A 26272-nucleotide genomic window follows, 5' to 3' on the forward strand; every position below is an offset into this window, starting at 1 on the left:
GGTCGCCAACTCGTTCACCGAGTTCGTCCCCGGCCACACCCACCTGCAGCCGGTCGGCCGGATCGTCTCCGAGGCGATCAAGCAGGCGGGCGGCATCTCGCGCGAGTTCAACACCATCGCGGTCGACGACGGCATCGCGATGGGCCACAACGGCATGCTCTACTCGCTGCCCTCGCGCGACCTGATCGCCGACTCGGTCGAGTACATGGTGAACGCGCACTGCGCGGACGCGCTGATCTGCATCTCCAACTGCGACAAGATCACCCCCGGCATGCTGATGGCCGCGCTGCGCCTGAACATCCCGACGGTCTTCGTCTCCGGCGGCCCGATGGAGGCCGGCAAGGCCACCCTGGTGGACGGCACCGTCCGCAAGCTGGACCTGGTCGACGCGATCTCCCAGGCGGTGAACGAGAACGTCTCCGACGCGGACATCTCGATCATCGAGGAGAACGCCTGCCCGACCTGCGGCTCCTGTTCCGGCATGTTCACCGCCAACTCGATGAACTGCCTGACCGAGGCGATCGGCCTGTCGCTGCCCGGCAACGGCTCGGTGCTGGCCACCCACACCGCCCGCAAGGCGCTGTACGAGCAGGCCGGCCGCACCGTCGTGGACATCACCAAGCGGTACTACCACGGGGACGACGACTCGGTGCTGCCCCGCAACATCGCCACCTACGCCGCGTTCGAGAACGCCATGGCGCTGGACATCGCGATGGGCGGCTCCACCAACACGATCCTGCACCTGCTCGCCGCCGCCCAGGAGGCCGGCGTCGAGTTCGACATGCGGGCCATCGACGCGATCTCCCGCAAGGTGCCGTGCCTGTCCAAGGTCGCCCCGAACGGCAACTACTACATGGAGGACGTGCACCGGGCCGGCGGCATCCCCGCCATCCTCGGCGAGCTGTACCGCGGCGGGTTGCTCAACGAGGAGGTGCACACCGTGCACTCCGACTCGATCGCCGAGTGGCTCAAGACCTGGGACGTGCGCGGCGGTTCGCCCTCCGAGGAAGCCGTCGAGCTGTGGCACGCCGCGCCCGGCTGCGTCCGCTCCGCCGAGGCGTTCAGCCAGTCCGAGCGCTGGGAGACGCTGGACACCGACGACGCCAAGGGCTGCATCCGCAGCGTCGAGCACGCCTACTCGGTCGAGGGCGGCCTGGCCGTGCTGTACGGCAACATCGCCGAGGACGGCTGCGTGGTGAAGACCGCGGGCGTCGACGAGTCGATCTGGCGCTTCCAGGGCACCGCCGTGGTCTGCGAGTCCCAGGACGAGGCGGTGGAGAAGATCCTCGCCAAGCAGGTCAAGGAGGGCGACGTGGTGGTCATCCGCTACGAGGGCCCCAAGGGCGGCCCCGGCATGCAGGAGATGCTCTACCCGACCTCCTTCCTCAAGGGCCGCGGCCTGGGCAAGGCCTGCGCGCTGATCACCGACGGCCGGTTCTCCGGCGGCACCTCGGGCCTGTCGATCGGCCACGTCTCCCCGGAGGCGGCCTCCGGCGGCGCGATCGCCCTGGTCGAGGACGGCGACTCGATCACCATCGACATCCCCGCCCGCACCATCAGCCTGGACGTCTCCTTCGAGGAGCTGCACGAGCGCCGGCTCAAGCTGGAGGCCGCGGGCGGCTACCGGCCGAAGAACCGCGACCGCCAGGTCAGCGCCGCGCTCAAGGCGTACGCGGCGATGGCCACCTCGGCGGACAAGGGCGCCGTCCGGGACGTCTCCAAGCTCGGCTGAGGCGCGTCGCTCCGGGGCAGGCCGCCGGCCGCGGTGATAATCGGACCGTGACCGCGCCCAGTACCGCCCCCGCCCCGGAGCCGATCCGCTTCTTCGGCACCACCTGGGTCGACCGCGGCGCCGCCTACTGGCTGCGCCGCGTCCTGGTGTCGCTCGGCGCGCTGGCCGCCACCCTCACCGGGGCCCTGCTGCTGCGCCTGAGCGTCTCCGGCGTCCGGCTCTCCGACGCCCGGGCCGTCACCCTGCTGCTGATCCTCGCCCTCGGCGTGTGCACCGCGCTGGCCGCCATGCGCACCTGGAAGATCCTCACCGAGGGCCGCGGCGCGCTCAGCGGCTGGATGGCCGAGGAGAAGTCGCTGGGCGGCGTCTGGCTGGTCGGCTTCACCGGCGCCCTCGCCGCCTACTTCTGCCGCAGCCTGGTCGAAGCCCCCGGCGAGGGCCTCAAGCGTGCCGTCTACGACCAGGAGAGCGCCGTCTGGCACCGCCGCCGCGCCGCCCGCGAAGCCCGCGGGGCGACCCGGCGACGGGCCTGACGCTCCGTCAACTGCGGCTGATCGAGCCGCACTCGCCGCTCTCGGTGAGCGGCCGGCTCCAGTCGTACGGGTCGGTGGTCGGCCCGGCGGAGGGCCCGTCGCTCGGCCGGGCGCTCACGGTGGCCCAGTCGGCGTCGAAGGACGGCCGCAGGTAGCCGCCGTGGAAGCCGCACAGGTTGTTGCCGAGATCGCTGTAGGAGTGCGCCACCGAGAGCTTGCCCTTCTTCACCTGGAAGCGGGCCGGGTCGGCGAACCGGAAGTCGAACTTGCGCCGGACGATCTCCCGCTCGACGTCGACCGCGCCCGGCGTGTCCTGCACCCAGCCCACCGGCTTGGCCGCGCCCGTACCGCCGCCGGTCGGCGCCGGCTGCGAGGGCTGCGAGGGCTGCTTCGACGGCGCGGCCTTGCCGACCTCCGGACCCGGCCGCGCCGCGTACACGAAGGTGACGTCGGTGTGCACCAGCAGGCCCTGCTCGCCGTCGCCCTCGAAGCTGATCAGCCCCTGCACCTTGACCTGGTCGGTCACCGGTACCGCCCACGCGGGGTCGAAGCGGCTCAGCCAGTTCGACGGGTCGTGCTCCTCGCTCGGGTGGGCCAGGTCCTCCGCCAGCGCGTCGGCGGTCGAACGGTTCGTCAGATCCAGTGCCGCCTGCGGGTACCCGCCCGCGAGCACCTTCGGATCCATGTTGGCCGCGACCAGGAACTGCTTCACCACGTCCAGGTCCGCGGCGACCTGCTCCGGACCGAACACCCCCACCGCGGTGGCCGCCGGCAGCGCCAGCCCGTCCGGGCCGGACGGCCACGCCTCGGCCGGCGAACCCGCCCACGGGTGCTCCACCGTGGCGGTCTGGGGCGCGACGCTCGGCGGCGCACTGCTCGGTGTCGCCGTCGCCGCGCCGAGGGTCGGCAGCGCGGACGACTTCACGGCGTCGGACTTCGCGAAGTCCGACTTCACCGTCCGCGCGTACGCCACCGCGACCAGCAGCAGCGCCGGTATCAGCAGGAGCAGCAGCGCGTTGCGCAGGCCCCTGCGCCACCTGCGGCCGCCATCCACCCGGCGGGCCCGCCGGCCGAACCACGACCGCCGGATCTCGGCCACCGGCAGGTTCGGCCCGCTGTCCGGCGGCGGCTCGTTCTGCCACCGCGCACTCAACATCCGGGCCCGCCCGGACGCCTCCTTCACCCGCGCGGCCCGGACGAACTCGTCGTCCAACACCAGCCCGGCGAACGGATCGTCGGACTCCCGCCCAGGTCCCGGTTCAGGATCATCAATCGTTGGCACGAGCCGGAAGTATGCCGACCGTCGCCGACACGCCCGACACCGGGGGGCGAAATGCCGGGGGCCGGACCGGCACCGTGCCGACCCGGCCCCCGAACGGCCCGCTCAGCTCCGGCGCGCCGCCTTCACCGAGCCGACCACGCCCGCCACCACCAGCAGCAGCCCGGCCGGCAGCAGGGAGAAGAACAGCGCCCCGAACAGGCCCCAGCTGCCCAGCAGCCACAACGCGACCGTGTTCAGCACCAGCAGCGCCCCGGCGGCCGGCAGCACCGACTGCCACGGGTGCGCGTCGGACCACCGCCGCAGCCGCCGGTCGCCGTCCTTGCGCAGCCGGCCGCCCACCGTGCCGACCAGGAAGAAGAAGAACAGGGCCAGCCCGACCGGGCCCGCCAGGATGTCCATCGACCAGTGCCCGGTCACCACATCCACCACCAGCGCGGCCCCGCCGACCACCGCGCCCACCGCCGTGGCCGTCCGCCACGGCCCGAGGGTCGAGGCCGCGACGGCGACCTGGCGGCTCTCACGTCCAGTCAAGTCTCCGTGTCCCATGTCTCCACGGTGCTCCTCGCGGACGGGCAAATCCAGAGGGCCCGGCCCTGACTTTCCCCCTACGGGCCCCTACTCCCAGACGACGACGTCCAGGGTCAGCACCCCGCCGCTGCCGCCCGGGGTGGCGGTGTTCGACACCACGGTCACCAGCGCGTCGAAGCCGCCCGGGAAGACGCAGAACCGCTTGCCCGCGCCCAGCCCGCCGGCGGAGGGGTCACCGTTGGCGCGCGGCGAGTTCCGGCACGCCTGGTGGCTGGAGTCCGCCCCCGGCGCGAGCAGGGTCACCGAATCGGGGAAGCCCTTGATGCCGAGGTAGTCCTCGCCGTTCGCGTCCTTGCCGCTCCAGGCGAAGTTCTGGGTGGTCCACTCCCCGGTGGTGCGCTGGTGGTCGGGGTCGTGCGCACCCAGGTTGATCGCGTAGCCCTCGGCCAGCGCGTACGTGTAGCGGTAGCCGCCGTCCGCCGCGGTGGCGGTCGGGCTGGGCGGGAGGCCGCCGGCGGCCTGTCCGCCGGTGCCGGTGGTTCCGCCGGTCACGGCTCCGGTGGCTCCGCCCGCCGTGCCGCCGGTCGTGCCTCCCGTGGTCCCGCCGCCCGTGGTGCGCCCGGTGGTGCCGCCGGTGGTGCCCCCCGTAGTGCCTCCGGTCGTGCCTCCCGTGGAACGACGATCTTGGTGAGCTGGACGGCTGCGGTCTGGTTCGTCTGGTTCTTCTCCTCGGACGGGTCGTGCTTCGCCATGTCCACCCCCCCAGGCGGACAGCGCGCGGTGGCCGATTTTCGTCGGGAGTGTTCCAGCCGGGTGCCGCCCCAACCCCCGGGCGGGAGACGGATACCGGGATGTGACGGTTCGTCGGGGAACCGCCGACCGCAGGGTGGACACCTGCGGCGTCGGCGGGGGGATCGGGTGCAAGATGGCGGGCAGGAAACCGCAGCAAGGAGGGCCCGATGGGCAGCATCGCTACCGGACAGAAGATCGCCTTCCTGGGCACCGGCAAGATCGGTGAGGCGCTGCTCTCCGGACTGCTGCGGGCCGGGACGGATCCGGCGGACGTGCTGGTGACCGCGCGGCGAGCGGATCGCGCCACCGAACTCGCCGACCGCTACGGCGTGTTCGCCGTCACCAACGCGGAGGCGGCCAAGCTCGCCGACACCCTGATCCTGGCCGTCAAGCCGCAGGACATGGGCAGCCTGCTGGACGAGCTCGCCCCGCACGTGGCCGCCGACAAGCTGGTGGTCTCCGCCGCGGCGGGCATCCCGACCGGCTGGTTCGAGGAGCGGCTCGCCCCGGGCACCCCGGTGGTCCGGGTGATGCCCAACACGCCGGTGCTGGTGGACGAGGGCATGAGCGTGCTCTCCGGCGGCTCGCACGCCACCGAGGCGCACCTGGCCCGCGCCGAGGCGATCTTCCGCTCGGTCGGCAAGGCGCTGCGCGTCCCGGAGAGCCAGCAGGACGCCGCCACCGCGCTGTCCGGCTCCGGACCGGCGTACTTCTACTTCCTGGTCGAGGCGATGATCGACGCGGGCATCCTGCTCGGCCTGCCCCGGCAGGTCGCGCACGAGCTGATCGTGCAGTCCGCGATCGGCGCCTCGGTGATGCTGCGGGACTCCGGCGAGCACCCGGTCAAGCTCCGCGAGGCGGTCACCTCCCCGGCGGGCACCACCATCGCCGCCATCCGCGAACTGGAGAACCACGGCGTGCGGGCCGCCCTGCTGGGCGCCCTGGAGGCCGCCCGGGACCGCTCCCGCGAGCTCGCCAGCGGCGGCAAGTAGGCTCGGACCGGTGAGCTACGACCTGCTGATCCTGGACAACGACGGCGTGCTGGTGGACAGCGAGCCGATCTCCAACCGGGTGCTCGCCGAGTACCTGACCGAACTCGGCTACCCCACCACCGTCGAGGACTCCTACCGCGACTTCATGGGCTGCGCCGCGCACACCGTCCACGACGTGATCGGCGAACGGTACGGCGCGACGCTGCCCGAGGGCTTCGACGACCTGTTCCACGACCGGGTCTTCGCCGCCTTCGCGACCGAACTCACCCCCGTCCGGGGCGCCGAGCAGCTCCTCAAGCACCTCCAGCAGCACGGCATCCGCTACTGCGTGGCGTCCTCCGCCCACCACTCCTGGATCCGCACCGCGCACCGGCTCACCGGCCTGGACGGCTACTTCACCGACGAACTGCTGTTCAGCGCCCAGGACGTCGGCGTCGGCAAGCCCGCCCCGGACCTGTTCCTGCACGCCGCCCGCACCATGGGCGCCGACCCCGCCCGCTGCCTGGTGCTGGAGGACAGCCGCAACGGCGTCCTGGCCGCCCGCGCCGCGGGCATGGACGTGTACGGCTACGCCGCGCTCACCGACCCGGCCAAGCTGACCGGCGCCGGCGCCACCGGACTGCTCGCCGGACTCGAATCCGCGATCGCACTGCTGCCGAACTGATCCCGTCGCCCCCCTCCCGCCGACGCCGCCGACCGCCTACGCTCTGCCCAACATCTCCGTACCGGCCGGTAGCGTCGGTGGTCAGCGAGGTCCCGATGCAGGTCACGGCAGAGGCCGAACCCAGCCCCCGGCTCCGACAGGCCCGGGCCGCGCTGGCCGTCTCCTTCCTGCTGCAGGGCACCACCTTCGCCCTGCTGGTCACCTGCATCCCCGAACTCCAGCACCGCTACGGCCTCAGCGACTCGCTGCTGCCGCTGTTCCTCGCCGCGGTGCCGATCCTGGCCGGCGTCGGCTCTATCACCTCCGAGAGCCTGGTCAAGCGGACCACCGCCCGCGGCGTGCTGCGGATCGTCCAGCCCGCCGTCTGCGTCTCCCTGGCACTGGCCGGCCTCGGCAGCCAACTGTGGCAACTCGCCATCGCTCTCGGCCTGTTCGGCCTCCTGGTCGGCGCTCTCGACGCCTCGATGAACATGCTCGGCGTCGGCCTGCAGCACCGCTACGGCCGCAGCATCATGATCGGCTTCCACGCCGCGTTCAGCCTCGGCGGCATCGCCGGCGCCGCGATCGCCGGCCTCGGCGCCCACTACGACACCGGCCTGCCGGTGCTGTTCGGCGTCTCCGCGGCGGTGTTGATCCCCGCCGCGATCATCACCGGCCGCTGGTTCGCCGGACCGGCCGAACTCGGCGACGCCGTCCGGGAGGCCGCCGCACTGGCCGCCCGTCGCATCCCCTGGAAGCCGCTGCTCCCGCTGTGCGCCGCGATGGCCTTCGCCTACATCGCCGACGCCTCGGTCTCCAACTACAGCGTCAAGTACCTCACCGACGGGCTCGGCAGCCGCGAGGACCTCGCCAAGCTCTCCTACCTCGGCTACATGGTCGCCATGCTGCTCGGCCGTACCGTCGGCGACCGCGCCGTCCAGCGCTTCGGCGCGATCCCGGTGGTCCGCACCGGCGCGACCGTGGCCGGCGCCGGCTTCCTGGTCGCCGCGCTGGCCCCCGCCCCGTGGGCCGCGATCCTCGGCTTCACCGTCCTCGGCTTCGGCATCTGCGCGATCATCCCGCAGGTCTTCGCCGCCGGCGGCCGGCTCTTCCCCGCCGCGAGCGACGCCGCGGTCGCCCGCCTCAACCTCTTCAACTACGTCGGCTTCCTGGTCGGCTCCCCCCTGGTCGGCACCCTCGCCGACCTCTCCTCCTACCGGCTGGCCTTCTGCGCCCCGATGCTGCTGATCCTCGCGATCCTCCCGCTCGCCCCGCAATTCGCTCCGCGATCGGTGGAGCTGACGAAGGAGGAACGCGAACCCGTGCCCAGCTAGGGGCGCGAGGAACTGCGCGAGCAACCGATCACGCACGGCAAGATCGCGCCGCGGTCCAAGCCGCCGCCCTCGGCGCGATCCCGGCGGTGCCGCTCTCCGCTCCGCGCGGTTCCCCGCACCGCACCCGATAGCGTGTGACCCATGTCGGAAACCACCTGTGGGCTGCACCTGTTCTGGGACGAGGCCGCGACCAGCTACGACTTCGGGCCGGGCCACCCCATGGACCCGACCCGGCTGGCACTGACCATGCGCCTGGTCGAAGCCCTCGGCCTGACCGAGCTGCCCACCGTACGGCTGCGCTCCGCGCCGCCGGCCGGCGACTCCACGCTGCGCCTCGTCCACACCGCCGACTACCTGGCCGCGGTCAAGCAGGCCGCCGCCGACCCGGCCGCCGCCGACCCGGCGTACGGCCTCGGCACCGACGACAACTGGGCCTTCCCCGGCCTGCACTCGGCGTCCGCGCTGATCGCCGGGCAGTCGGTCGCCGCTGCCGAGGCGGTCTGGCGCGGCGAGAGCCCGCACGCAGTCAACTTCGCCGGCGGCCTGCACCACGCGATGCCCGGCCAGGCGTCCGGGTTCTGCGTCTACAACGACCCGGCGCTGGCCATCGCCCGCCTGCTGGAGCTCGGCGCCGAACGGGTCGCCTACCTGGACGTCGACGTCCACCACGGCGACGGCGTCCAGCAGGTGTTCTGGAACGACCCCCGGGTGCTCACCGTCTCCCTGCACGAGAGCCCCAGCACGCTCTTCCCGCAGACCGGCTGGCCCACCGAGACCGGCGGCCCCGACGCCGAGGGCACCGCCGCCAACCTGGCCCTCCCGGCCGGCACCGGCGACGCCGGCTGGCTGCGCGCCTTCCACGCGGTGGTCCCCGAGCTGCTGGCCGCGTTCCGCCCGCAGGTGATCGTCAGCCAGCACGGCGCCGACACCCACGTCGAGGACCCGCTGGCCCACCTCGCGGTCACCGTCGACGCCCAGCGGCTGATCGCCGAGGCGGTCCACGACCTCGCGCACCGGCACGCCGAGGGCCGCTGGGTGGCCACCGGCGGCGGCGGGTACGCGGTGGTCGACGTGGTCCCGCGCAGCTGGACCCACCTGGTGGCCACCGCCGCCGGACACCCCGTCGACCCGCTCACCGAGACGCCCGAGGCGTGGCGCGCCGAGGTCTACCGGCTCACCCGCAGGCCCGCGCCGCCCCGGATGACCGACGGCGCCACCCCGCGCTGGCAGGACTTCGACGGCGGCTACGACCCGGCCGACCGCCTCGACCAGGCCGTGCTGGCCACCCGCCGCGCCGTCCTCCCGCACCACGGACTGATCCCGTGACCGCCCGCGACCGCCTGCGCGCCCACCTGCTGCGCCACCGGCTGGCCGGCCCCGAGGTGCCGACGCCCCGTCAGAACAACCTGCGCCACTACCGGTTGTTCGCCCAGGGCGACCCCAAGGCGCTGATGGGACTCGACCCGGAACACCGCTACGACCAGGACCAGGTGCTGGCGCTGATGGTCGAACGGGTCGGCGTCGACCCCGACCCCGGCTACACCGACGGCCCCGACGGCATCGACCCCGAGCGCACCCTCGACGCCCTCGACCGGCTCGCCGCCCTGCTGCGCCGCACCGCCGACCGCCGCGGCAGTGTGCTGGCCGGCACCGGCCACCCCACCAAGCTGCCCGGCTTCCACGGGGCGCTCACCCGGGCGCTCGCGGCGGCCGGCTGCCCCGTGCTCACCCCCGCGCGGGGAACGCGCTTCCGCGAGCCCACCCCCGACGGCGACCGCGGCCGGGTGCTCGACCTGGTCGGACACGTCCTGGTGGTCCGGGCCCTTGACGGCACCGGGCGGACCGGAAACCCTGGCACCGGCGAACTGGCGCACACCCACTCGCCGTTGCCCGTCCGGCTGGCCCTCACCGCCCTCGCCGACGCCGGCCACCGCCCGCCCGACCTGGTACTGGGCGACCACGGCTGGATCTGCGGAGCAGGCCGGCTCGGCATCCCGGCCGGCGGCCTGGCCGACTGCAACGACGTCGCCCCGTTCGCCGCCGAGGCGGCCGGCACGGTCGAGGTGGTCGTCCCGCTCGACGACGGCTCTGCGCCCGCCTGCTACAGACCACTGAGCGACTACGTACTGCAACAGGCGGATCTCGCACCGTACAACAGCTGAGGGCCCCCCTCTTCCCACCCGTACCACCCATAACTACTCTGGGGATACACGTGTGCCGGTGGAGTCACCGGAGGGGAAGCCGGTGCCTTGCACACGGGTAAGGGTCGGTGAGGGTCATGAGTTCCGGCGAGCGTCCCCTGCAGGATGTCGTCTTCCTGACCGTGGCCGAGGTCGCCTCGGTCATGCGGGTGTCGAAGATGACGGTCTACCGCTTGGTGCACAGCGGCGAGCTTCCGGCCATCAGGGTCGGACGCTCGTTCCGGGTGCCCGAGCAGAAGGTCCACGAGTACCTCCAGGAGTCCTACGTGCGGCTGCAGAGCGCGTAGGCGAAAGCATCAAGGGGCACCGATTACGGCAAACGCGACGTGGACGGTAGGCTAGGCCCTCCGTCAGTCGTATGGACTCCCGTCTCTCACGGGCGCGGGTCCGAGTGAGCGAGGAATGTTCCGTGGGCTCTGTCATCAAGAAGCGTCGCAAGCGTATGGCCAAGAAGAAGCACCGCAAGCTTCTGAAGCGCACTCGCGTGCAGCGTCGCAACAAGAAGTAACACCGCCTGCGGTCGCCTCGCGTCGCCAGGTTTCCGTCCTGCCCGTCCCGGATTGATTTCCCGGGGCGGGCAGTGGCGTTTCCGTCACCGTGACGTCGGCGCGGTACGGTGCATGGCAGGAGCGCAGGGAGCCAGGGAGGTCGCGGCAACGTGGGCAAGGTCGTGCTCGTCACCGGCGTGGCGCGCCGACTCGGCGCGCGGTTCGCCGGACAGATCGCCGAACAGCCCGACGTGGAGCGGGTGGTCGGAGTGGACATCGGCCTGCCGTCGCGGGAACTGCCGCTCGGCGTGCACTTCGCGCCGGTCGACCTGCGCCGCCCCGCGATCGCCCGGGTGATCGCCGAGCACGAGGTCGACACCGTCGTGCACCTGAACGTCACCGCGCTCGGCCAGGGCGGCCGCGCCACGGTGAAGGAGACCAACGTCATCGGCACCATGCAACTGCTCGGGGCCTGCCAGAAGGCACCCGGCCTGCGCCGACTGGTCGTCAAGTCCACCACCGCCGTCTACGGGTCCGCGCCCCGCGACCCCGCCGTCTTCGGTGAGCGGATGCAGCCCAAGGCGCTACCCGACGGCGGCTTCGCCCGGGACGCCGCCGAGGTCGAGGGCTACGTGCGCGGCTTCGCCCGCCGCCGCCCCGACGTCGCGGTCACCGTGCTGCGCTTCGCCAACATCCTCGGCCAGGGCGGCGACACCCCGCTGGCCGCGTACTTCCGCCTGCCGCTGCTGCCCACCGCGCTCGGCCACGACCCGCGGCTCCAGTTCGTCCACGAGGACGACGCCGTCGAGGTCCTGTGCCGGGCCGCGCTCACCGCCACCCCCGGCACCTACAACGTGGCCGGCGAGGGCGTGCTGCTGCTCTCCCAGTGCGCCCGCCGGCTCGGCCGGCCGACCGTCCCGCTGCTGAAGCCCGCGCTCGGCGCGGTCGCCCAGCTGGCCCGCCGGCTGACCGCCCCCGCGGACCGCGCCTTCTCCCCGGAGCAGCTCCAACTGCTCACCCACGGACGGGTGGTGGACACCACCCAGCTGCGCGAGACGTTCGGCTACACCCCCCGGTACACCACCTCCGAGACCTTCGCCGACTTCGCCGCCCACCAGTCACCCGGCCTGCTGCCGCCCGACCGGCTGGCCGCCGCCACCGACCGGCTCGCCGCGTTGCTCGACGACCGCCCCACCGACACCGAGGAGTTGAGGCCGCGATGACAGCCGTCCGGGAGCCCGCCGACCCGGCGGCCAAGGTCATCCCGATCGAGTCCGCGCCCAGCTGGACCGGTCCCGACCCCCGCCCGGCCCTCGCCGACCAACTCGCCGACGCCGTCGGCCACGCCCTCTCCGGCCAACTCGGCGCCACCGCCACCCGGCTGCTCGGCAAGGGCTGGGAACAGCGCGCCGCACACGGCCTCGGCTTCCTGCGCCGCCGCCTCACCGGCGACTACGAGGTCGACGACTTCGGCTTCGACAAGGAGCTCACCGAGGAGGTCTTCCTCTCCCTGCTGCGCCCGCTCGCCGAGAAGTACTTCCGGGTCGAGGTCCGCGGCACCGAGCACATCCCCGCCGAGGGCGGCGTGCTGATCGTCGCCAACCACTCCGGCACCGTCCCGCTCGACGCCCTGATGACCCAGGTCGCCGTGCACGACCACCACCCGGCCCGCCGCCACCTGCGGATGCTCGCCGCCGACCTGGTCTTCGTCCTCCCCGTGGTCAACGAACTGGCCCGCAAGGCCGGGCACACCCTCGCCTGCAACGAGGACGCCCAGGCCCTGCTGGAACGCGGCGAGGTGGTCGGGGTCTGGCCCGAGGGCTTCAAGGGCATCGGCAAGCCCTTCGCCGACCGGTACAAGCTGCAGCGCTTCGGCCGCGGCGGCTTCGTCGCCTCCGCGCTGCGGGCCGGCGTCCCGATCGTCCCCTGCTCCATCGTCGGAGCCGAGGAGACCTACCCCATGATCGGCAACTTCAAGACGCTGGCCCGCCTGCTCGGCCTGCCCTACGTCCCGATCACGCCCACCTTCCCCTGGCTCGGTCCGCTCGGCGCGATCCCCCTCCCCACCAAGTGGACCATCCAGTTCGGCGAGCCCATCCCCACCGACAGCTACCCGAAGGACGCGGCGGACGACCCGATGCTGGTCTTCAACCTGACCGACCAGGTCCGGGAGACCATCCAGCACACGCTGTACAAGCTGCTGGTCCAGCGCCGCTCGGTCTTCTTCTGACCGGACGACAACAGGGGCGCCGGGCGGTGACCCAGCGCCCCTGCCGCGGATGTCAGCCCAGGGTGATCCCCGGCAGCAGCCCCGGAATGAGCGGCGGAATGGTGATCCCCTGCCCGTCCGGCGCGGCCGGCGAGCCCGAGGGGGCCGGGCTGCCCGCCGGGCTGGTGGAGGGCGCGGGCGTGTTGCCGGTCAGCGTCCCGAGGAGGTCGCCGAGGCCGGACTGGGTGGACGTGCTGGGCGACGGCGTGGACCGGGCGGACGGCGCGGTGCCCGGGTTGCGGCCGCTGGTGCCGCCGCTCGCCGGAGCGTTGCCCACCCCCGGGACCTGCTGGCCGGTGCCGGTGCCGCCGGTGCTGGTGCCACCGGTCGAGGACGGTCCGCCGCTGCCCGGCCCGGAGGGCTGCTCCAGGCGCAGGGGCGCGACGTCTTCGCTTATGTCGCTGAAGAGTTGGTCCACCTTGTCGGCCTGGGTGGTGAGCCCGGACGGCAGCTTGGACTGCAGCGCGGACCAGCGCTGGTCCTCCCCGGCGAAGTCGGCGAGCTGCCGCATCGGGGTCAGCGAGCCGTTGGACCGGTAGACGGCCCGCAGCAGGTCGCGCCCGCGCAGCGCCTCGGCGTGCATGTCGTCCAGGGCGCGGCGGACCTGGTCCACCGTGGCGGGGCTGAGCGCGCCGGGCGAGTCGGAGCGGCCGAGCAGGGACTGGGCCTCGTCCAGCCGGGTGGACGCCTGCTGGAGCAGCAGGGCGCCGCGCTCGCTGTCCGAGTCCGCCCAGTCGAGCTGGAGGCCTTCGAGTCCGCGCTTCATGCCGTACAGGGCGTCGCCCGGCAGAGCGTCGGTGGAGGCGGCGGCGGCTCCCGCGAAGGAGCCGACCGCGACGCCGGCGACCAGCCCGCCGATCGCCAGCCGGCGGCCCCAGCGGGTGCGGCGGGCCCGCCGGCCCGGCTGGGCGGGGATCACCGCCGTGGGGGCGCCGCCGGCCCACTGCTGCTCGAACGCGGCCATCAGCTGGGCGCGTTGGACCGTCCGCGTCTCGGCGGCGAGCTCGGGGGCGGGGAGCGCACCGAGCGTGTCGGCCATGGCGAGCAACTCGGTCATGGCGGCGGAGCCGGCCCGGTGCGAGCCGCTGCTCCGGTGATCACTCTGGTGGGCCTCCAGCGCCTCGGCGAAGGACTTCGCCCGCCGGTGCTCCAGCACGTTTGCCGTCACGGGCCACACCTCCCTTCGTCGTTTTCGACACCGTGGCCCGCCGGTTGGTTGTCTCCGCAGGCCGAAACCACACCATCGGGTGACAGTTCCAAGCCCCACTTGACTGCGGGCCCGATGGCGGACTTCACGCTGGCCAACGAGCGGCGTCGGGAGTCGGTTACGCACGACCCCCCTGGCGTATTAAGCAGAGCAGATGACCGGCCCGTCACCCGGACGTGGCAACGCCCGGGCGGGACTGACGGTCCAGGGTCTATCGGATCCACGAGGCGCGGGTCACCGGGCGTCCGGCGGCAGCAGGCGGGCCAGCGTGCGCACCGCCCGGTACTGCAGGGTCTTGATGGCGCCCTCGTTCTTGCCCATGATCCGGGCCGTCTCGGCGACCGAGAGCCCCTGTAGGAACCGGAGCGTGACGCACTCCTGCTGCTGCGGGTTGAGTCGGTGCACCGCGTCCAGCAGGGCGGCGTTGGAGAGCGACTCCAGCACCGACTCCTCCGGGCTGCGCTCGCACTCGTTGGAGTCGAGCATCTCGCCGGTGGTGACCTCCAGCCGGAAGCGGCTGGACTTGAAGTGGTCGGCGACCAGGTTGCGGGCGATGGTGACCAGCCAGGCGCCGAAGTCGCGGCCCTGCCAGGTGAAGGTGCCGATCCGGCGCAGCGCGCGCAGGAAGGTCTCGCTGGTGAGGTCCTCGGCCGTGGCCCGGCTGCCGACCCGGTAGTAGATGTACCGGTAGACGGTGTCCGCGTAGTGGTCGTAGAGCCGGCCGAAGGCCTCGCTCTCGCCGTTCTGGGCCCGCTCGACCAGTTCCACGACCGGGTTCTGCTCGGTGTCGTAGCCGGGTCCGGCGGGCGCGCTGCGGGAGCGGCCGCGGGTGCCGGGGGATGGGACGGTCCGGCTGCGCGGGGTGGCGGCGGTGTTGCCCGCCGCGGTGGAGCGCAGCAGCGGCGCGGGGAAGGCCGGGGCGGTGAACGCGGCGCCGGCCACCGCGGGCTGGGGGACGAGCAGGTCGAAATCGCGGATCGCGGCCCACAGCAGGTCCAGGCGCACACCGCGGCGCAGAGTGGCGGTCGACGGGCGGGAGGTGGCTGGCGCGTCGTTCCGGACGGGTGGGTACACGGGACTCCCAGAGGCAGAACTGTGGACGGATCACCTCCGCCTGTGCGGAGAGCACGCCGCACTGACCACCCGTCACGGGACGCTCGGGTGGCGTGCATCCAGGAGAGAATAACGCTTTGTGCAATGACAGCTACACCGCGTGGTCGAAGTGGTCGGATGAGGTCCACTTCTTGCGCATATTCACCTGTCGCTGACCGGAGTTGTCGCCATCCATCCGGCCCAATGTGACCGATTGTGCACCGGGGGTGACCGGTTGTCCGGCCGGCACCCCGGTTTCCCCGGTACCGGCGCTTCCAACCCCCGACTTTGCCGGGCTGCCGAACGATCAGTTCCAGTCACCACCGGACGGAAGCGAAGTACCGTGCTCCGTACCGCCGTTCGCTCGTTGGTGTGAGCCGGAACCACCCCTGGGGTGGGCGGGCGAACACCGAGTTGACGTCGGGTCAGGACGCCCGGCCGGGCGGGGCGTCAGGCGCGGTGCCGGCGGCGCAGCGAGACGGCCGCGGCGGTGGCGCCGGCCAGCACACCGAGGCCGGCCGCGGCGGGCAGGCCGATCCGAGCGGCCTTGCGTCCGGTGCGGAAGTCGCGCACCCGCCAGCCCATCGCCCGGGCGTGCCGGCGCAGCGCGCCGTCCGGGTTGATCACGTACGGGTGGCCGACCAGGGTGAGCATCGGGATGTCGTTGGCGGAGTCGCTGAACGCGGCGCAGCGGGCCAGGTCCAGCTGCTCGCGGCGGGCCAGCGCCTGGACGGCGGCGGCCTTGGCCGGGCCGTGCAGCATCCCGCCGACCAGCTTGCCGGTGTACTCGCCGTGCCGGATCTCCGAGACGGTGCCCAGCGCGCCGGTCATGCCGAGCCGGCGGGCGATGATCCGGGCCACCTCCTGCGGGGCGGCGGTGACCAGCCAGACCCGCTGGCCGGCGTCCAGGTGCATCTGCACCAGGGCGCGGGTGCCGGGCCAGATCTTCTCGGCCAGCACCGGTTCGAAGATCTCCTCGCAGATCTTCTCCAGGTCGGCGGTGCGCTTGCCGGCGACCAGGCCGAGCGCGCTGTCCCGGGCGTCGGCGATGTGCTCGGGGTTCTCCGAGCCGCGCAGCCGGAACACGGCCTGCTGCCAGGCGAACCGGGCCACGTCGCGGCGGGAGAGGAAGCGGCGGCGGTACAGGCCGACGCCGAGGTAGAAGATCGCGGCGCCGCGCAGGATGGTGTTGTCGCAGTCGAAGAAGGCGGCGGCGCGGGCGTCCCCGGGCACCGGCGTGTGGTCGCCCTCGGGGGCCTTGGGCTTCCCGCCGGCCGGCGGCTCGGACGCGGCGTCGGCGGGCGCGGATCCGGCGTCGGTCCCGGACTCGGCGGCGAGCGCGGACTCGGCGGCGTCGGCCGCGGCCTCGCCCGCCAGGGCGGTCCGTTCGTCGGGGGAACGCCTTGCCTGGGTGAGCCTTCTCAGCGCGGCCATGCAACGAGCATAGTCAGCCGGGCCCCCCGGCCCCGTGACGTCGGGATGCCGCACCGGTGAACGCGGGGCGACCGGCCCACCCCGTACGGGCGGAGCGGGCCGCGGCGGGCGGCACAATGAACCGGTGAGCCTGCTGCGACGTGACACCAAGAAGAAGAACCCCGCCGACTCCACCGTCACCCTGATCGGCAAGCCCGGCTGCCACCTGTGCGACGAGGCCCGGGCCGTGATCGTCAGGGTGACCGGGGAGCTCGGCGCCGCCTTCGAGGAGAAGGACATCCTGCAGGATGCCGAGCTGTACGAGAAGTACTGGGAGCAGATCCCGGTCACCTTGATCGACGGCCGCCAGCACGACTTCTGGCGGGTCGACGAGACCCGGCTGCGCACCGCACTGGGCTGACCCGCCCGGGCCCGTTCTCCGCCCTTGCGTTATCCTCCCGCCCCGCCCCCGGGCCCGGCCCCGAACGCGCAGATCAGCCGCATGATCGCGGGCAGCCCGGCATTCCTTCGTGAGCGTCCGATGAAGATCGGCCTAGGAATTCATCAACTGATCGGCTTACGATCGAGCGCGTTTCCGAGTCCGCCGGGGGCTGATGCAGAGGAGGGCGCGATGGACGGCTACGCCGTCGTCGACGTCGAGGCCACCGGCCGTAGTCCTTGGCGCCATCGGATGGTGGAGGTCGCGGTGGTGCTGCTGGACGACGGGCTGCGGACCGAGGGCGAGTTCGCGACCCTGCTCGACCCCGTGGGCCCGGTCGGGCCGACCCACGTGCACCGGATCACCCAGGACGAGGTGGCCGGCGCGCCGCGGTTCCGGGAGATCGCGCCCAGGCTGCTGGAACTGCTCGCCGGACGGGTGCTGGTCGGCCACCACGTGGCCTGTGACCGGGCCTTCCTGGAGCGGGAGTTCGCCCGGATCGGGGTGGTGCTGCCGACCGTCCCGCAGCTGTGCACCATGCGCCTGGCCCGGCACCGGCTGTCGGACGCCGGGAGCTACGGCCTGGCCGCGTGCGCGGCGGCGGCCGGGCTCGGCTGGTTCCCCGCGCACACCGCGCTCGGCGACGCCCGGGCCACCGCCGGACTGCTGCGGCACTGCCTGCGCGACGAGCCCGCGCCCCGGCGCCCGGAGCAGCCGTCCGCGGCGGAGGTGCCCTGGCCCCGGCTGGCCCCCGCGCGGTCGGGCCGGGCCGCCGGCGGGGTGGCGCTGCGCCGCCGGTCGCTGCCGCACGGGCCGCGTCCGGCGGGGGCCGAGGGCCCGTGGCAGCTCATCGGCGCGCCGGGGGGCGAGTGATGCGTGTCACTGTGCAGGGACAAATCGGACACCATCTTTGTGCACACGTTCACAAACGCATAGCCTGGCGTTCCAAGCCCAGCTTCACCCACAGGAGCACCGTGGCAATCGGCCGACCCTCACCCAGCAGTTCGCAGACGCCCGACCAGGGCGCCGGGCGCCGCCCGTCGCGTGCCCGGGGCATCCCGGAGGCGACGGTGGCCCGCCTCCCGCTCTACCTGCGGGCGCTCACCGCGCTGTCCGAGCGGTCCGTGCCGACCGTCTCCTCCGAGGAGCTCGCGGCCGCGGCCGGCGTCAACTCGGCCAAGCTGCGCAAGGACTTCTCCTACCTCGGCTCCTACGGGACCCGCGGCGTCGGCTACGACGTCGAGTACCTCGTCTACCAGATCTCCCGCGAGCTGGGCCTCACCCAGGACTGGCCGGTCGTCATCGTCGGCATCGGAAACCTCGGGCACGCCCTCGCCAACTACGGCGGCTTCGCCTCCCGCGGGTTCCGGGTGGCCGCGCTGCTGGACGCCGACCCCAACGTGGTCGGCAGCACCGCGGCCGGACTGCCGGTGCGGCACATGGACGAGCTCGAGGAGATCGTGGCCGGCCAGCAGGTCTCGATCGGCGTGATCACCACCCCGCCCGGCGCCGCCCAGCAGGTCTGCGACCGCCTGGTCGAGGCCGGTGTGACCAGCATCCTGAACTTCGCCCCCACCGTGCTGACCGTCCCGGACGGCGTGGACGTGCGCAAGGTCGACCTGTCGATAGAGCTGCAGATCCTCGCCTTCCACGAGCAGCGCAAGGCCGGCGACGAGCCCTCCGCCGGGGACTCGGTGCTCGACCGCGCCCCCGGGCCGGTCCGCGCCGCCGCCGCCAAGCTCCGCCGCGCGGCCGGCGGCGCCAAGTCCGAGCAGGCCAAGGCCACGCCGGCGGCCACCGGAACCGACGGTGAGATGTCCGCGGTGATGCCGGCGTGAGCGCACACATCCGTCACAACGAGGTGGGGGCATGAGTCTTCTGGTAGTCGGCCTGAGCCACCGGACGGCACCGGTCGGGGTCCTGGAGCGCGCCGCGCTCACCGGCGAGACCCCGACCCGGCTGCTGCACGACGCCGCGGCCTCCGCGACCGTCGCCGAGGCGGCACTGGTCAACACCTGCAACCGGATCGAGCTCTACGCCGACGTCGACAAGTTCCACGCGGGCGTCGCCGAACTCTCCCAGCTGCTCGCCGCGCACAGCGGCGTCGACCTGGACGAACTCACCGCCCACCTGTACGTGCACTACGAGGACCGCGCCGTCCACCACCTCTTCTCGGTCGCCTGCGGCCTGGACTCGATGGTGGTCGGCGAGGGCCAGATCCTCGGCCAGCTGCGCGACGCGCTGGCCACCGCGCAGGACGAGCACACCGCCGGACGCGGCCTCAACGAGCTGTTCCAGCAGGCCCTGCGGGTCGGCAAGCGGGCGCACAGCGAGACCGGCATCGACAAGGCCGGCCAGTCGCTGGTCACCTTCGGCCTGGAGCAGGTCGCGGCCGGCGCCGGGCCGATCGCCGGCAAGCGCGCCCTGGTGGTCGGCGCCGGCTCGATGAGCTCGCTGGCCGCCGCCACGCTGGTCCGCTCCGGCGTCACCGACCTGCTGATCGCCAACCGCACCGCGGCCCGCGCCGAGCGGCTGGTGGAGATCCTCGGCGGTGCCGCCCGCACCCTGGACCTCGCCAAGGTCCCGCAGGCGCTCGCCGACGTCGACCTGGTGATCTCCTGCACCGGCGCGGCCGGCACCGTGATCGGCGCCGCCGAGGTGGCCGCCGCCCTGGCCCTGCGCACCGCCGCCGCCCCGCTCGCCTTCCTCGACCTCGCCATGCCCCGCGACGTCGACCACGCCGTGCACGAGCTGCCCGGCGCCCTGCTGGTCGACCTGGAGAGCCTCTCGCACGCGCACGCCGCCACCCCCGGCGCCGGCGACGTGCAGGCGGTCTCCACCATCGTCGCCGACGAGGTCACCGCCTTCGGCCAGGCGCAGCGCGCCGCCCGGATCGCCCCCACCGTGGTCGCCCTGCGCGCCATGGCCTCCGAGGTGGTCAGCGGCGAACTGGCCCGACTCACCTCCCGGCTGCCCGACCTGGACGAGCGCTCCCGCGCGGAGATCTCGCAGACCGTGCGCCGGGTGGTCGACAAGCTGCTGCACGCGCCGACCGTCAAGGTCAAGCAGCTCGCCGCCGAACCCGGCGGCGCCTCCTACGCGGAGGCGCTGCGCGAACTGTTCGACCTCGACCCGGCCGCCGTGCACGCCGTCTCCGGAACCCCCATCGGTGCGCAGGCCGGCTCGTCGATCCCGGCCGGCGGCATCCCCGCCGCCCAGACAGCCCTAGCCCCGCCCGCCGGAGCCTCCAGATGAACACCCCGTCACCCCACCAGCACGACCAGGACGGTCACCTCATGAACGGTCAGGAGACAGTGCCGGCGCTCCGCCTCGGCACCCGTCGCAGCGCCCTCGCCATGGCCCAGTCGGGCATGGTCGCCGAGGAGGTCGCCAAGGTCACCGGCCGCCGGGTCGAACTGGTCGAGATCACCACCTTCGGGGACGTCTCCCGGGAGTCGCTGGCGCAGATCGGCGGCACCGGCGTGTTCGTCTCCGCGCTGCGCGACGCCCTGCTGGACGGCCGGATCGACCTGGCCGTCCACTCGCTGAAGGACCTGCCGACCACCGCCCCCGCCGGGCTGCTGCTGGCCGCCGTCCCCGAGCGCGAGGACGTCCGCGACGCCCTGATCGCCCGCGACGGCCTCTCGCTCGCCGAGCTGGTCGCCAGGAGCGACGGCCGCACCGTGCGGATCGGCACCGGCTCCCCGCGCCGGATGGCCCAGCTCAACGCCTGGGCCCGGGCCCGCGGCGCCGACCTGGAGACCGTCGCGATCCGCGGCAACGTGGACACCCGGATCGGCTACGTCACCGACGGCCGGCTGGACGCCGTGGTGCTCGCCACCGCCGGCCTCAACCGCCTCGGCCGCTCCGCCGAGATCACCGACCACCTCGACACCGTGCTGATGCTGCCCGCCCCCGGGCAGGGCGCGCTGGCCGTCGAGTGCATCGACCCGACCCTCGCCGCCGCCCTCGGCGCGCTCGACCACACCCCCACCCGGGCCGCCGTGGTCGCCGAGCGCGCCCTGCTGGCGACCCTGGAGGCCGGCTGCTCCGCGCCGGTCGCCGCGCTGGCCGCCTGGCACGGCGCGGAACTGCGCCTCGACGCCGTGGTCGGCACCCCCGACGGCGTCGAACTGCTCAAGATGTCCGCAAACGGCCCGCTCGTCCCCGACGACGCCGCCGAGGAGCAGGCCGCGGCCCTGGGCCGCGCCCTCGCCGCCCGGCTGCTCGAAACCGGCGCGGCCGACCTGATGGGGGAGCGCGCCCGATGACCGCCGCCGGATTCCACCCGCCCGCAGGGCGCTGCACCTTCCTCGGCGCCGGACCCGGCGACCCGGGGCTGCTCACCCTGCGCGCCGTCGACGTGCTCGGCACCGCCGACGTCCTGATCGCCGACCCGGTGACCGCCGCCGCGGTGCGCACCCACTGTCCGGCCGCCGTGCAGGTCCTCGACCCGTGCGAGGCCGGCGCACAGATCGCCGCGCTCGCCGCCGACGCGGTGAAGGCCGGCCGCCACCTGGTCCGCACCGTCGACGGCGACCCCGGCCTGGACGGCGCCGCCGCCGACGAGATGCTGCGCTGCGCCCACGCCGGCGTGCCGTTCGAGGTCGTCCCCGGCGTCGCCCAGTCGGTCGGCGTGCCCGCCTACGCGGGCGTGCCGCTGCGCGCCGGCCAGGGCGCGGACGTGCGCTTCGTGGACGGCGACGCGCTGCTGGCCGGCCAGCTGGTCGACCTCGGCGTGCCGGACACCACCCTGGTGGTGCGCACCACCCTGGGCCAGCTGCCGGTGACCGCCAACGCGCTGGTCGCGCACGGCCGCAAGCCGGACGCGGCGCTCTCCGCGACGCTCTCCGGCACCACCACCCGGCAGCGCACCTTCACCTCCACCCTCGCCGCCATCGCCGCCGACCTGAAGGCCGCCCGGGTGCTGCCCTCGCCGGTCTCCGCCCCGGTGGACCCGGCGACGCCGGTGATAGCCGTGGTGGGCGAGCAGGTCGCCCACCGGGCCTCGCACTCGTGGTTCGAGACCAAGCCGCTGTTCGGCTGGAACGTGCTCGTCCCGCGCACCAAGGAGCAGGCGCACGGCCTGTCCGAGCAGCTGCGCTCGTACGGCGCGGTGCCGCAGGAGGTGCCGACCATCGCGGTCGAGCCGCCGCGCACCCCGCAGCAGATGGAGCGGGCGATCAAGGGCCTGGTCACCGGCCGCTACGAGTGGATCGCCTTCACCTCGGTGAACGCGGTCAAAGCGGTCCGGGAGAAGTTCGAGGAGTACGGGCTGGATGCCCGGGCGTTCGCCGGGATCAAGGTCGCCGCGGTCGGCGAGACCACCGCGCAGGCGCTGGTCGACTTCGGCGTGAAGCCCGACCTGGTGCCGTCCGGCGAGCAGTCCGCCGCCGGGCTGCTGGAGGACTGGCCGCCCTACGACCCGGTCTTCGACCCGATCGACCGGGTGCTGCTGCCGCGCGCCGACATCGCCACCGAGACCCTGGTGGCCGGCCTGGTCGAGCTCGGCTGGGAGGTCGACGACGTGACGGCGTACCGGACCGTGCGCGCCTCGCCGCCGCCGGCCGAGACCCGCGAGGCGATCAAGGGCGGCGGCTTCGACGCGGTGCTCTTCACCTCGTCCTCGACCGTCCGCAACCTGGTCGGCATCGCCGGCAAGCCGCACAACGTGACCGTCATCGCCTGCATCGGCCCGGCCACCGCCAAGACGGCGGAGGAGCACGGCCTGCGGGTCGACGTGATGGCCCCGGCCCCCTCGGCCTCCGCGCTGGCCCAGGCGCTCGCCGACTTCGGGGCCGTCCGCCGGGACACCGCCACCGCGGCGGGCGAGCCGGTCTACCGGCCGAGCGAGCGACGCCCCGGCTCGCGCCGCAAGGCGCGCTGACCCTTCGTCAGGGGGAGCCCGCCAGGCTTCCCCTGACGCCTTCGCGACCACAGGGAGCCTTCGAAGTGTCCGCCGAATTCCCCTCCGTCCGACCCCGCCGCCTCCGGGCGACGCCCGCCATGCGCCGGCTGGTCGCCGAGACCCGGCTGCACCCGGCGGAGCTGATCCTGCCGGCGTTCGTCCGGGAGGGGATCACCGAGCCGCGGCCGATCGGCTCGATGCCGGGCGTGGTCCAGCACACCCGTGACACCCTGCGCCGGGCCGCGGTCGAGGCCGCCGAGGCGGGCGTCGGCGGCATCATGCTGTTCGGCGTCCCCGAGGTGCAGGACGCGATCGGCTCCGAGGGCACCAACCCCGACGGCATCCTCCAGGTCGCCATCCGCGACGTGGTCGCCGAGGTCGGCGACGCCCTCGTGGTGATGTCCGACCTGTGCCTGGACGAGTACACCGACCACGGCCACTGCGGCGTGCTCGCCGCGGACGGCTCGGTCGACAACGACGCCACCCTGGAGCGCTACGCCGAGATGGCCGTGGTGCAGGCCGACGCCGGCGTCCACCTGGTCGGCCCGTCCGGCATGATGGACGGTCAGATCGGCGTGGTCCGCCGCGCGCTGGACGCCGCCGGCCACCAGGACACCGGCATCCTCGCCTACACCGCCAAGTACGCCTCCGCGTTCTTCGGCCCGTTCCGGGAGGCGGTCGGCTCCTCGCTGCGGGGCGACCGCAAGAGCTACCAGCAGGACCCGGCCAACGCCCGCGAGTCGCTGCGCGAGCTGGAGCTCGACCTCGCCGAGGGCGCCGACCTGGTGATGGTCAAGCCCGCGATGTCCTACCTCGACATCGTCCGCCAGGTCGCCGACGCCTCGCCGGTGCCGGTCGCCGCCTACCAGGTCTCCGGCGAGTACTCGATGGTCGAGGCCGCCGCCGCCAACGGCTGGGTGGACCGCGAGCGGATCATCCTGGAGACCCTCACCTCGATCCGCCGGGCCGGCGCCGACCAGATCCTCACCTACTGGGCCACCGAGGCCGCCCGGATGGTGCGCTGACCTCCCGTCAGCACGTACGAAGGGCGCGGGAGCCGTCGATCGCTCCCGCGCCCTTCGTCGTTGACGCGACGTCAGTGGATTTCGACGATGCCGCCCTCGCCGCCGCCGGTGGCCTCGTCGGTGGCCCAGAAGTAGCCACCGCCCGCGGTGAAGATGTGCGAGGTCTCGGCGAAGCCCGCCCAGTGGCCGGCCACGAACGGCTCGTCAGCGGTGGCGATGCCCTCCTGGCCGCCGCCGGCGGCGACGTGCGCGTACGCGGGGGCGGCGACACCGGCCAGCGCCACCGCGGCGACCGTGGTGACCAGGGCCTTGCCCAGCTTGCTCTTCATGAGAGGTCCTCTCTGCGTCAGGGGATGTTCCTACGTCAACACAGGGATGCGGCTGGTTCGGCGCTGCACGCGCCCACCGGAGCTCCGATCCACCCGATCGCACCGCAGACGAACGGGTATCCGGGAGCGGCCGGAGACATGGCACCGCCGGGCCCGCGGGGAGAGGCTCCCCCCGGACCCGGCGGCCGGCTTCGAACGGGAGATCAGCCGATCAGGTGGCTGACGCCACCGTCGCCGCTGCCCAGGGTGTTCTGGCCGACGTCGCAGGTCTGCTCCGGGTTGTTGTTCAGGACGTTGGCCTCGACCGGCACCGCGACACCGATGAGGGCCGCAACGGCGATGTTGTGGACCTCCGGCAGGCAGATGTTCGGGTTGTCCAGGGTGTGGAAGTTCGGGCTGTGGGCGCCCGAGGTGCCGGTGGCGTTGGTACCGCCGTTGCCCTGGACCGAGGTGGCGGAGCCGTCCGCGTCGGTGATCGCCATCGCGGGGGAGGCGGTCATGGCGAGACCGGCGGCGGCGACGCCGACGGCGGCGAGAGCCTTCTTGATCATTGGGGTTTCCTTTTCGGATCTGATGGAGTGGAGCGGCGGCCCAACCCGTGGCTCGGGCTGGGCCCGGCCGCCCGGCCGGGGGAGCGGACCGGGCGGCTGTGTCGCGCGGAGCGGGGGCTCCGCGCCGCAGGCGGTGGCGGTGCGTCAGCCGACCAGGTGGGAGACGCCGCCGTCGCCGCTGCCGACGGTGCCCTCGCCGACCACACAGGTCTGCTTGGGCTGGTTGTTGAGGGCATCGACCTCGACCGGGACCGCCACACCGAGGACCGCCACGCCGATGTTGTGGATCTCCGGCAGGCAGATGTTCGGGTTGTCCGCGAAGTGGAAGTTCGGGCTGTGGCTGCCCCAGGTGCCGGTCGCGTTGGTGCCGCCGTTGCCCTGGATGGAGCCGGCCGCGCCGTCCGCGTTGCCGATCGCGACGGCGGGGGTGGACACCGCGGCCAGCGCGGCGGCGGCCAGGCCGGCGGTAGCGAAAGTCTTCTTGAGCATGATGGAGATACCTCTCTGAAATGCCGTTCGAGGGGTGCTGCCCCGTCGTCGTCGGGATCAAAGAATGGCGACTGGGAAAGTTACGGGGTTCCCGGGAAATTCGTCGAGGATCGCCGTTTTCCCCGTGCGCCGGTCGGACTATTACGCCGTTTCGGTTAACTGTCGCAATCCACCCGGGCCGTGGCTCGTTCGCAGGGTGCTTTCCGTACCCCTTTCAACCCCCCGTAACCGAACGAACGGCGAACAGCATGAAGCTCTCCAAGCGGGCGACCGGCGCCCTGCTGCTGGCGGTCGGCGCCGGCGTGGTGGCGGCGCAGGGCGCGGCCCAGGCGGCTCCGAAGACCCCGGCCGACGTGGCCGCGATCGAGAACGGACTGGCCACCCAGGAGGTGCCGTTCACCATCCCGCTGAGCGCGGCCACCGCGCCACTCCCGCTGCTGCCGGACGGCGGCGAGATCCACGGCGGGATCCCCACCTCGCCGCTGATGCCGCCGACCGAGACCGGTCAGAGCCCGTCGCAGCCGATGCCGGACCACGTGCTGCCGGCCATCAACGGCGGCAAGGCGGGCCCGTCGCTGGGCGCCACCCTGCCGCTGCCCGAGGCCGACCACGGTGCGGAGCTCGGCACCCTGGGCCTGGACGCCCCGGCCGCCCCGTTGAACCTGGCCGGCCCGGCGGTGGGGCTGGGCCGACCGGTCTCCTTCGTGCAGGGCGAGAGCGGCCAGCTGACCGACGCCGCGCTGACCCTGGACAAGGTGGACCCGCACCTGGTCACCGGCCCGGTGCAGGCCGTCCCCGGCGCCAGCGCCTCGCTCGGCGGCGAGCAGGACCAGATCTCGGTCACCGACTCGGCGAAGAACCTGGCGGCCACCACCACCGGCACGGTCGGCGGCATCATGGACCAGGCCGGCCCGGTGGAGACGCTCGGCGGCGCGCTGGACCAGACCGCCCTCTGACCCGCCGTCAGCAGGGCGACGGCCCGGGCCCCTCCGGCAGCGGAGCGGGCCCGGGCCGTCGCACGCCCG

Annotated in this window: 28 protein-coding genes; 19 read left to right on the forward strand and 9 right to left on the reverse strand. The window is 73.4% G+C overall.

The features are described from left to right. A partial coding sequence (ilvD, locus tag ACWD4U_RS17605; RefSeq protein WP_449787220.1) for a dihydroxy-acid dehydratase occupies positions 1-1732 on the forward strand: 1732 nt, incomplete at its 5' end. Positions 1733-1779: 47 nt separating this feature from the next. After that, a complete protein-coding gene (locus ACWD4U_RS17610) occupies positions 1780-2265 on the forward strand; it encodes a hypothetical protein (RefSeq protein ID WP_363451336.1) in 486 nt (161 codons plus the stop codon). 7 nt (positions 2266-2272) lie between these two features. On the opposite strand, the gene ACWD4U_RS17615 is transcribed toward ACWD4U_RS17610, so the two are convergent. From ACWD4U_RS17615 to ACWD4U_RS17625, 3 genes are all read right to left on the reverse strand, one after another. Next, positions 2273-3547, reverse strand: a complete 1275-nt coding sequence (locus tag ACWD4U_RS17615) for an SCO2583/SCO2584 N-terminal domain-containing protein (protein ID WP_449787221.1) — start codon at positions 3545-3547, stop codon at positions 2273-2275. A gap of 102 nt (positions 3548-3649) precedes the next feature. Further along, complete coding sequence (locus ACWD4U_RS17620) at positions 3650-4078, reverse strand: hypothetical protein (RefSeq protein WP_363451333.1); 429 nt, start codon at positions 4076-4078, stop codon at positions 3650-3652. 84 nt (positions 4079-4162) lie between these two features. Next, complete coding sequence (locus ACWD4U_RS17625) at positions 4163-4627, reverse strand: hypothetical protein (RefSeq protein WP_363451331.1); 465 nt, start codon at positions 4625-4627, stop codon at positions 4163-4165. A gap of 407 nt (positions 4628-5034) precedes the next feature. Between ACWD4U_RS17625 and proC the strand changes: the two genes are divergently transcribed. The 9 genes from proC to ACWD4U_RS17670 all read left to right on the forward strand — a co-directional run bounded on the left by proC (position 5035) and on the right by ACWD4U_RS17670 (position 12755). After that, positions 5035-5859, forward strand: coding sequence for a pyrroline-5-carboxylate reductase (gene proC / locus ACWD4U_RS17630; protein WP_363451329.1), 825 nt, complete (start codon positions 5035-5037; stop codon positions 5857-5859). A 10-nt stretch (positions 5860-5869) separates the two neighbouring features. Continuing rightward, on the forward strand, positions 5870-6523 hold the full coding sequence (locus ACWD4U_RS17635; RefSeq protein ID WP_363451327.1) for an HAD family hydrolase: 654 nt from the start codon (positions 5870-5872) through the stop codon (positions 6521-6523). Between the two features lie 95 nt (positions 6524-6618). Beyond that, positions 6619-7836 carry an MFS transporter gene (locus ACWD4U_RS17640; protein WP_363451325.1) on the forward strand — a complete coding sequence of 406 codons (1218 nt, stop codon included), beginning with the start codon at positions 6619-6621 and terminating at the stop codon, positions 7834-7836. Positions 7837-7977: 141 nt separating this feature from the next. Then, complete coding sequence (locus tag ACWD4U_RS17645; RefSeq protein ID WP_363451323.1) at positions 7978-9162, forward strand: acetoin utilization protein AcuC; 1185 nt, start codon at positions 7978-7980, stop codon at positions 9160-9162. Continuing rightward, positions 9159-9998, forward strand: a complete 840-nt coding sequence (locus tag ACWD4U_RS17650; RefSeq protein ID WP_363451321.1) for a phosphatase — start codon at positions 9159-9161, stop codon at positions 9996-9998. Before ACWD4U_RS17645 ends, ACWD4U_RS17650 begins: the two co-directional genes overlap by 4 nt. Positions 9999-10114: 116 nt before the next feature. Then, positions 10115-10324 carry a helix-turn-helix domain-containing protein gene (locus tag ACWD4U_RS17655; RefSeq protein ID WP_099900174.1) on the forward strand — a complete coding sequence of 70 codons (210 nt, stop codon included), beginning with the start codon at positions 10115-10117 and terminating at the stop codon, positions 10322-10324. Positions 10325-10395: 71 nt separating this feature from the next. Then, positions 10396-10545 (forward strand): 30S ribosomal protein bS22, encoded by a 150-nt coding sequence (locus ACWD4U_RS17660; protein WP_425338519.1) that lies wholly within the window; start codon positions 10396-10398, stop codon positions 10543-10545. A 150-nt stretch (positions 10546-10695) separates the two neighbouring features. Further along, entirely contained in the window at positions 10696-11748 is a 1053-nt protein-coding gene (locus tag ACWD4U_RS17665) for an NAD-dependent epimerase/dehydratase family protein (RefSeq protein ID WP_363451319.1), read from the forward strand. Then, entirely contained in the window at positions 11745-12755 is a 1011-nt protein-coding gene (locus ACWD4U_RS17670) for a lysophospholipid acyltransferase family protein (RefSeq protein ID WP_363451317.1), read from the forward strand. The genes ACWD4U_RS17665 and ACWD4U_RS17670 overlap by 4 nt, the downstream gene beginning before the upstream one ends. 52 nt (positions 12756-12807) lie before the next feature. Here ACWD4U_RS17670 and ACWD4U_RS17675 read toward each other — a convergent pair whose 3' ends face one another. From ACWD4U_RS17675 to ACWD4U_RS17685, 3 genes are all read right to left on the reverse strand, one after another. Next, positions 12808-13962 (reverse strand): DUF5667 domain-containing protein, encoded by a 1155-nt coding sequence (locus tag ACWD4U_RS17675; protein WP_363451315.1) that lies wholly within the window; start codon positions 13960-13962, stop codon positions 12808-12810. A 273-nt stretch (positions 13963-14235) separates the two neighbouring features. Then, on the reverse strand, positions 14236-15075 hold the full coding sequence (locus tag ACWD4U_RS17680; protein WP_449787222.1) for an ECF subfamily RNA polymerase sigma factor, BldN family: 840 nt from the start codon (positions 15073-15075) through the stop codon (positions 14236-14238). A gap of 468 nt (positions 15076-15543) precedes the next feature. Continuing rightward, positions 15544-16527: an HAD family hydrolase gene (locus ACWD4U_RS17685; RefSeq protein ID WP_363451313.1), complete on the reverse strand. Its 984-nt coding sequence runs from the start codon at positions 16525-16527 to the stop codon at positions 15544-15546. A gap of 124 nt (positions 16528-16651) precedes the next feature. Between ACWD4U_RS17685 and ACWD4U_RS17690 the strand changes: the two genes are divergently transcribed. The 7 genes from ACWD4U_RS17690 to hemB all read left to right on the forward strand — a co-directional run bounded on the left by ACWD4U_RS17690 (position 16652) and on the right by hemB (position 23878). After that, complete coding sequence (locus ACWD4U_RS17690) at positions 16652-16927, forward strand: glutaredoxin family protein (protein WP_363451311.1); 276 nt, start codon at positions 16652-16654, stop codon at positions 16925-16927. 210 nt (positions 16928-17137) lie between these two features. Continuing rightward, a complete protein-coding gene (locus ACWD4U_RS17695) occupies positions 17138-17818 on the forward strand; it encodes a 3'-5' exonuclease (protein ID WP_363451309.1) in 681 nt (226 codons plus the stop codon). Between the two features lie 107 nt (positions 17819-17925). Then, on the forward strand, positions 17926-18783 hold the full coding sequence (locus ACWD4U_RS17700) for a redox-sensing transcriptional repressor Rex (protein WP_363451428.1): 858 nt from the start codon (positions 17926-17928) through the stop codon (positions 18781-18783). 31 nt (positions 18784-18814) lie between these two features. After that, positions 18815-20200, forward strand: a complete 1386-nt coding sequence (locus ACWD4U_RS17705) for a glutamyl-tRNA reductase (protein WP_363451307.1) — start codon at positions 18815-18817, stop codon at positions 20198-20200. A 41-nt stretch (positions 20201-20241) separates the two neighbouring features. After that, positions 20242-21216: a hydroxymethylbilane synthase gene (hemC, locus tag ACWD4U_RS17710; RefSeq protein ID WP_363451426.1), complete on the forward strand. Its 975-nt coding sequence runs from the start codon at positions 20242-20244 to the stop codon at positions 21214-21216. Further along, positions 21213-22832, forward strand: coding sequence for a bifunctional uroporphyrinogen-III C-methyltransferase/uroporphyrinogen-III synthase (locus ACWD4U_RS17715; protein WP_363451305.1), 1620 nt, complete (start codon positions 21213-21215; stop codon positions 22830-22832). The genes hemC and ACWD4U_RS17715 overlap by 4 nt, the downstream gene beginning before the upstream one ends. Before the next feature lie 65 nt (positions 22833-22897). Then, positions 22898-23878: a porphobilinogen synthase gene (gene hemB, locus ACWD4U_RS17720; protein ID WP_363451303.1), complete on the forward strand. Its 981-nt coding sequence runs from the start codon at positions 22898-22900 to the stop codon at positions 23876-23878. 71 nt (positions 23879-23949) lie between these two features. Here hemB and ACWD4U_RS17725 read toward each other — a convergent pair whose 3' ends face one another. The 3 genes from ACWD4U_RS17725 to ACWD4U_RS17735 form a co-directional block, all read right to left on the reverse strand. Continuing rightward, complete coding sequence (locus ACWD4U_RS17725; RefSeq protein ID WP_363451301.1) at positions 23950-24207, reverse strand: hypothetical protein; 258 nt, start codon at positions 24205-24207, stop codon at positions 23950-23952. Positions 24208-24410: 203 nt separating this feature from the next. Beyond that, positions 24411-24758, reverse strand: coding sequence for a rodlet layer protein (locus tag ACWD4U_RS17730; protein ID WP_363451299.1), 348 nt, complete (start codon positions 24756-24758; stop codon positions 24411-24413). Between the two features lie 144 nt (positions 24759-24902). After that, positions 24903-25247 carry a rodlet layer protein gene (locus ACWD4U_RS17735; protein ID WP_363451297.1) on the reverse strand — a complete coding sequence of 115 codons (345 nt, stop codon included), beginning with the start codon at positions 25245-25247 and terminating at the stop codon, positions 24903-24905. A gap of 248 nt (positions 25248-25495) precedes the next feature. Here ACWD4U_RS17735 and ACWD4U_RS17740 point away from each other — a divergent pair, with 248 nt between their 5' ends. Next, positions 25496-26203: a hypothetical protein gene (locus ACWD4U_RS17740; RefSeq protein WP_363451295.1), complete on the forward strand. Its 708-nt coding sequence runs from the start codon at positions 25496-25498 to the stop codon at positions 26201-26203. The last annotated feature ends 69 nt before the right edge of the window (positions 26204-26272 follow it).

Source organism: Kitasatospora sp. NPDC002522 (genome assembly GCF_053595195.1).

Coding starts and splice junctions, on each gene's coding strand:
- ACWD4U_RS17725 (WP_363451301.1), bottom strand. CDS start 24,207: ATGAAGAGCAAGCTGGGCAAGGCCCTGGTCACCACGGTCGCCGCGGTG.
- ACWD4U_RS17660 (WP_425338519.1), top strand. CDS start 10,396: ATGGACTCCCGTCTCTCACGGGCGCGGGTCCGAGTGAGCGAGGAATGT.
- ACWD4U_RS17740 (WP_363451295.1), top strand. CDS start 25,496: ATGAAGCTCTCCAAGCGGGCGACCGGCGCCCTGCTGCTGGCGGTCGGC.
- ACWD4U_RS17685 (WP_363451313.1), bottom strand. CDS start 16,527: ATGGCCGCGCTGAGAAGGCTCACCCAGGCAAGGCGTTCCCCCGACGAA.
- ACWD4U_RS17730 (WP_363451299.1), bottom strand. CDS start 24,758: ATGATCAAGAAGGCTCTCGCCGCCGTCGGCGTCGCCGCCGCCGGTCTC.
- ACWD4U_RS17655 (WP_099900174.1), top strand. CDS start 10,115: ATGAGTTCCGGCGAGCGTCCCCTGCAGGATGTCGTCTTCCTGACCGTG.
- ACWD4U_RS17735 (WP_363451297.1), bottom strand. CDS start 25,247: ATGCTCAAGAAGACTTTCGCTACCGCCGGCCTGGCCGCCGCCGCGCTG.
- ACWD4U_RS17645 (WP_363451323.1), top strand. CDS start 7,978: ATGTCGGAAACCACCTGTGGGCTGCACCTGTTCTGGGACGAGGCCGCG.
- ACWD4U_RS17670 (WP_363451317.1), top strand. CDS start 11,745: ATGACAGCCGTCCGGGAGCCCGCCGACCCGGCGGCCAAGGTCATCCCG.
- ACWD4U_RS17705 (WP_363451307.1), top strand. CDS start 18,815: ATGAGTCTTCTGGTAGTCGGCCTGAGCCACCGGACGGCACCGGTCGGG.
- ACWD4U_RS17695 (WP_363451309.1), top strand. CDS start 17,138: ATGGACGGCTACGCCGTCGTCGACGTCGAGGCCACCGGCCGTAGTCCT.
- hemC (WP_363451426.1), top strand. CDS start 20,242: ATGAACGGTCAGGAGACAGTGCCGGCGCTCCGCCTCGGCACCCGTCGC.
- ACWD4U_RS17715 (WP_363451305.1), top strand. CDS start 21,213: ATGACCGCCGCCGGATTCCACCCGCCCGCAGGGCGCTGCACCTTCCTC.
- proC (WP_363451329.1), top strand. CDS start 5,035: ATGGGCAGCATCGCTACCGGACAGAAGATCGCCTTCCTGGGCACCGGC.
- ACWD4U_RS17640 (WP_363451325.1), top strand. CDS start 6,619: ATGCAGGTCACGGCAGAGGCCGAACCCAGCCCCCGGCTCCGACAGGCC.